This window comes from Campylobacter concisus, assembly GCF_003048555.1.
Taxonomy (GTDB): domain Bacteria; phylum Campylobacterota; class Campylobacteria; order Campylobacterales; family Campylobacteraceae; genus Campylobacter_A; species Campylobacter_A concisus_AO.
Window position 1 is genome coordinate 1 of the sequence record NZ_PIRR01000072.1, and the last position, 5,022, is coordinate 5,022.

The window sequence follows — 5,022 nt, forward strand, 5'->3', positions numbered from 1 at the left end:
GGTTTATAGGGTTTAGTTTATATATGCGTATCCACTTCTTTTTTCTATATTTATAGAAGCTACATTGTTATTTTTATCTGTTAAAACTATCTTACAATCACCTTTTAATAGTCTTGAATAAGGCCTTTTTGCTCCTTTATTGTTAGTAACACTCACCACTCTCATGGGCCTACCTAATTCATCAAAATCAATGGTTTGCGTTTTGCCTTTTCCGCAACTACCGACAAATTTAACCGATTTTATGCCATATTTTTTTTCAATATTTAAATCTGTATTAATTTTATTGCAATAAGATTGTGGAATGCCTCTCCAGCCCGCACTTAAGAATTTACTTGATTTTTGTGTATCGATGGCAACCTCTTCTTTGGAATTTAAATTACCGCTAAATTTATTACCACTACCCCTTTTATCATAAAAAATACTATATTTCCAAGATTTAACCCCAGGCTCATCTACAGAGCACTCTTGCAAACTAGTGTCATTAACAGCTATCCCCCATCTCATTTTAAACCAAAATTTTTCATTTTCAGAATGTACAAATTTATCATCTTGCATGGCAAGGTGTTGGGCGTATCTTATATGCGTTAGCATCTGTGTAGCTGCCTCTCTAGCTCCGTTTATTTCTAGCCTTGGTATGATCATTGCTGCAAGTATGCCAACGGCAATGATTACAAATATAAGCTCTATAACAGTAAAACCATTGTTTTTATGCATCTACCTGCCTCTTACATCAAAATTTGCAATTACTTTTCCCATTTTTTCTATGCAAAATTTTGATTTTCCATCTAGATCGGCGTTTAATAATAAATTTTTAGACTCATCTCTTACATCTATACCATAAAATTTAAGTCTTAATGCAAGCTTTTTATTATCAGTGTATAAATCCTTAATTTCCGCTTCTTTTAATTTAGCAGCAAGCTCTTTTACAACATCAAATTTATAGACAAAATGCTTTGTTGGGTTATCTAAAAATAGGTAAAAAATTTGATTAAATACGATCATCGACCAGTTTAAGGCTAAAAAAAGCATCACTAAGGTCGTGCAAATTTTATAGCCTTTTCTAAATTTTGGCAATCTTACGCGATATGAATTAAAAAAAACTCTTACCATAAGTGGCGTTGCGATCACGCAAAATGGCAAAAACTGCTCAAGCTCCAGTCTTTGACGCACAGAGACTATCATACAAAAGCAAAACGAGCAAATCGCAATAAACCATAAAAGATCCTTCTTTTCCTTAACCCAAATTCTATAAATCGTATAGACAAAAAAGATAAAAATAAATGGCGAAAAAACAGCGGCAAAGATACCAAAAGTATCGATAAAGTGCCCACTTGGCCTACCATTTGTATCAAAACCAAAAAAGTAAAGCGTGAGTAAAAATAAAATAGCACTTAGCCAAGCAAGCGGCGGCCTTCTTTTATAAAGTGAAAATATAAAAAATCCTACGTAAAATATCAAAAAATCGCCATCTATAAAAAAAGAAAGGCAAAAAAATGTTACAAATAAAATTTTATTTTTAACATGAAAAAAGTATATACATAGGAGCGCCAGCATAACACAAAGCCCAGCATTATTGACGATAAGGGCTGAAGCTAGCGTGCCAGGAAGTAAGATAAAAAGCAATACTGCAATAAGTCTGTCAAACTCCAATTTAATGTAAAATTTGCTTATCTTATACATTAAAACGACACTTATTACATGAAAAGCGATCATTACGGATCTTAAAGCAAGATCTGTTTGACCAAAAATTTGAACGCTTAATTTTAAAACATAGCTAAGAAAATTTTGTTTATTAAAAAAAATTTCAGCTTCACTGTAACTTATACTAAGAGAATTTGCCGTATAAAGTAAAAATATACAATCGATCAAACATATTAAAAATACGCTAAAAGCGACGTGATGTCCAACAAATTCTCTAAATTTATCTAGCAAAAATTTTCCTTAAATATGTATATCCCAAAAAAACTCAATCCAATCGTGAGCCTCTTTTACCTTAAATTCTGGCAAAAGCAGAGCTTTCTCTTTATAAAAGACGGTCGCTATTTTTATATCTAAATTTGGATAACGCTTAAGCAGTTCTCTTTTTATCTCGACCATGCTCTCACCACTGTCGATGATGTCATCGACGAGCAAAATTTTAGTGTATTTGCTAAGATCTGGTACGTTAAAGATGTTAATCGTATCAAGCTTATTTGTATCTTCATAGTGGATAGAATTTAGGGTAAATAAATTTCTATTATTAAGCGCAACAGCTAGCGAATGGCCAAGCGTTAGACCACCTCTTGCCACAGCTAGTATCACCTCTGGATCAAATTCATCTTTTATCTGTTTTGCCATCTTTTTAGTATCAACAGCAAATTCATCATAGCTATAAAATATCATCTTTCTTCCTTATCAATGCACTAAAAATACGATAAAACTAATGAGCGCTAGCACGACTACACCTAAATTTATATCGCTAAATTCTCTCTTTATGAGCTTAACTATAACGTATGACATAAAGCCAAATGCAAGGCCGTTTGTGATCGAGTAAGTAAGCGGGATAAGCACAACTATAAAAAATGTCGCAACTGCAATGGCTGGATCTTTGAAATTTATACTAGCAAGCTCAGCAAACATAAGCACGCCAACCATTACAAGGATCGGATATATGGCATTGCCAGGGATCGCTTTAAAAAGTGGTAACATAAATAATGTAAGTATAAATAAAAGTCCGCAAAATACAGCCGTTAAACCAGTTCTACCGCCCTCTTCTACACCGCTAGCACTCTCTACAAACGATGTGGTCGTACTTACGCCTACAAGTGAGCCAGCTGCCGTAGCAATAGCGTCAGCTTCAAGAGTTTTTTCAAGTTTTACGACACCATCTTTTTTATTTTCGTCAAAAATTCCAGCCCTCGTTCCTACACCAGCTAATGTGCCTATCGAGTCAAAAAGATCGGTCACAAAAAATGTGATAACAACTGGCAGCAAGGCTAGGCTAAGCGCACCTTTTATATCAAGCTCTAAAAATATCGGAGAGATAGAAGCTGGAGTTGAGAAAATTTCTGTTGGATGAGGAGCGATACCGAGCACCCAAGCTATCACTGAAGTAGCAAGCACAGCTAGGATAAACGCGCCCTTTATCTTCCACGCCCAAAAGCAAATAACTAAAAATAGCCCCAAAACGCCAAGAAGCACGTTTGGATCTCTGAAATTTCCTATGCCAACCAAAACTGCGTCACTATTTACAATAAAGCCCATTTGCTGAAACGCCACAAAGCTGATAAATGTGCCTATGCCCGCACTTATCGCCCTTCTTAGATCAAGTGGGATGGATCTAATTATCCACATTCTAAAATTTGTAAAAGATAAGACGACAAATATCACGCCGCTTAGAAAGACAACGCCAAGAGCCGTTTGCCAAGGTACTTTCATGCCGATACAAAGACCAAATGTAAAATAAGCATTAAGTCCCATACCAACGCTCATCGCAACTGGCGTGTTCGCCCAAAGACCATTTAATATCGTAGAAAAGATGGTAATTAGCGCAGTTGCCGTGATTAGTGCCTCATAAGGCATGCCAGTTTTGCTCATAATGATCGCATTTACCGGCACGATATACATCATTGCCAAAAACGTCGTAAGTCCCGCTCCAAATTCCTGCTTCACACTCGTTTTGTTTTGTGCTAAGTCAAAAAATTTCACCCCAAGCTCCTTTTAGTAAATTTTAAGTTCGTTATATAAGCTATCACGCTCAACCGGCGTAAAACCAGATGTTTTTATGAGATCGCAAAATGTCTTTAGCGTAACGCCATTTGCGCTATTTGCGCCAGCTGCACTTTGGATGCTCTCTTTTTCTATCGTGCCATCAAGATCATCAGCGCCAAATTCCTGAGCTATCATCGCTAAATTTAGCGTCGAAGTAGCCCAGTAAGCTTTGATATGTGGGACATTATCAAGCACAAGACGTGAGATCGCCAGAGTCTTTAAAATTTCAGCTGATCCTAAAAATTTAACATCTTTTAAGTAGTTGTTTTCTCTTTGATAGACAAGCGGGATAAACGCGTTAAATCCGCCAGTTTCATCTTGCAAGTCTCTAATCCTTAGCATATGATCGATCCTATTTTCACGGCTTTCTATGTGGCCAAAAAGCATTGTTGCGTTGCTTTGTCTGCCTTTATCGTGCCACATTTTGTGGATCTTTAGCCAGTTCTCGCTACTTACTTTGCCTTTGCAAATTTTAGCCCTGACCTCTTCATCAAAAATTTCAGCCCCGCCGCCTGGCATGCTATCGACGCCGTATTCGAGCATCTTCTCTATCACCTCATCATAGCTTAAGCCGTAATGTCTTGATAAAAAGTCAATCTCAGCTGCCGTCATCGCCTTTACGTGAAGCTCTGGATGAGCTGCCTTTATCTTTTTAAAAATCTCTAAATACCACTGCCAGCCACTTTTTGCGTTGTGAGCTGATACGATGTGTATCTCCTTTACGCCGTGGCTCACGCTTTCATCAACGATCTTTAAAATTTCTTCGTGGCTCATTAAGTATGGATTTGGATTTTTTCTGTGAGCCGAAAATGCACAAAATTTACAGATATCAGCGCAGATATTTGTTGGATTGATATGGCGATTTACATTAAAAAAGACCTTATTGCCGTGCAGTTTTCTGCGCTTTTTATCGGCAAATTTAGCCAATGTAAAAAGATCAAGCTCATAAAGCGAAAAAGCCTCTTGCTTGCTTAATCTCTCGCCACTTTCTAGTTTTTGTAATAGATTCATTATCTTTATCGTCCTAAAGCTGAACTTAAGGCTTTATTATAGGCAAATAAAGCTTTGTTTTTGCAAAAATTATGTAACATTTGCCAAGATATTTTTAACAATGGAAACATTAAATGCTGGCCGATAAAAGTACCAAAAATAGCGATAATTATTTAAAAATCAAAGATAAATTTCTTGATTTTAAGGCAAATTTACCAAAACATTTTCAAAAAAATCTGGGTAGAAATTTTGCAAATTTTTTAGCCAAAGAATATGATGATT

General features: G+C 36.1%; 5 protein-coding genes. All 5 read right to left on the reverse strand.

Translation table 11 applies throughout. The features are described from left to right. Positions 1-12 precede the first annotated feature (12 nt). From CVS92_RS08735 to mqnE, 5 genes are read right to left on the reverse strand one after another with little or no spacing between them, the layout of a single operon-like run. The gene (locus tag CVS92_RS08735; protein ID WP_107789194.1) at positions 13-714 is read right to left on the reverse strand and encodes a Tfp pilus assembly protein FimT/FimU; all 702 of its coding nucleotides are present in this window, start codon (positions 712-714) and stop codon (positions 13-15) included. Beyond that, a complete protein-coding gene (locus CVS92_RS08740; RefSeq protein ID WP_107789195.1) occupies positions 715-1,932 on the reverse strand; it encodes a glycosyltransferase family 39 protein in 1,218 nt (405 codons plus the stop codon). It lies immediately after the preceding gene. Between the two features lie 9 nt (positions 1,933-1,941). Then, positions 1,942-2,382, reverse strand: coding sequence for a phosphoribosyltransferase (locus CVS92_RS08745; protein ID WP_054196841.1), 441 nt, complete (start codon positions 2,380-2,382; stop codon positions 1,942-1,944). A gap of 12 nt (positions 2,383-2,394) precedes the next feature. Next, positions 2,395-3,687, reverse strand: coding sequence for an NCS2 family permease (locus tag CVS92_RS08750; RefSeq protein ID WP_107789196.1), 1,293 nt, complete (start codon positions 3,685-3,687; stop codon positions 2,395-2,397). Positions 3,688-3,699: 12 nt separating this feature from the next. Then, positions 3,700-4,764, reverse strand: coding sequence for an aminofutalosine synthase MqnE (gene mqnE / locus CVS92_RS08755; RefSeq protein WP_107789197.1), 1,065 nt, complete (start codon positions 4,762-4,764; stop codon positions 3,700-3,702). Between the last annotated feature and the right edge of the window lie 258 nt (positions 4,765-5,022).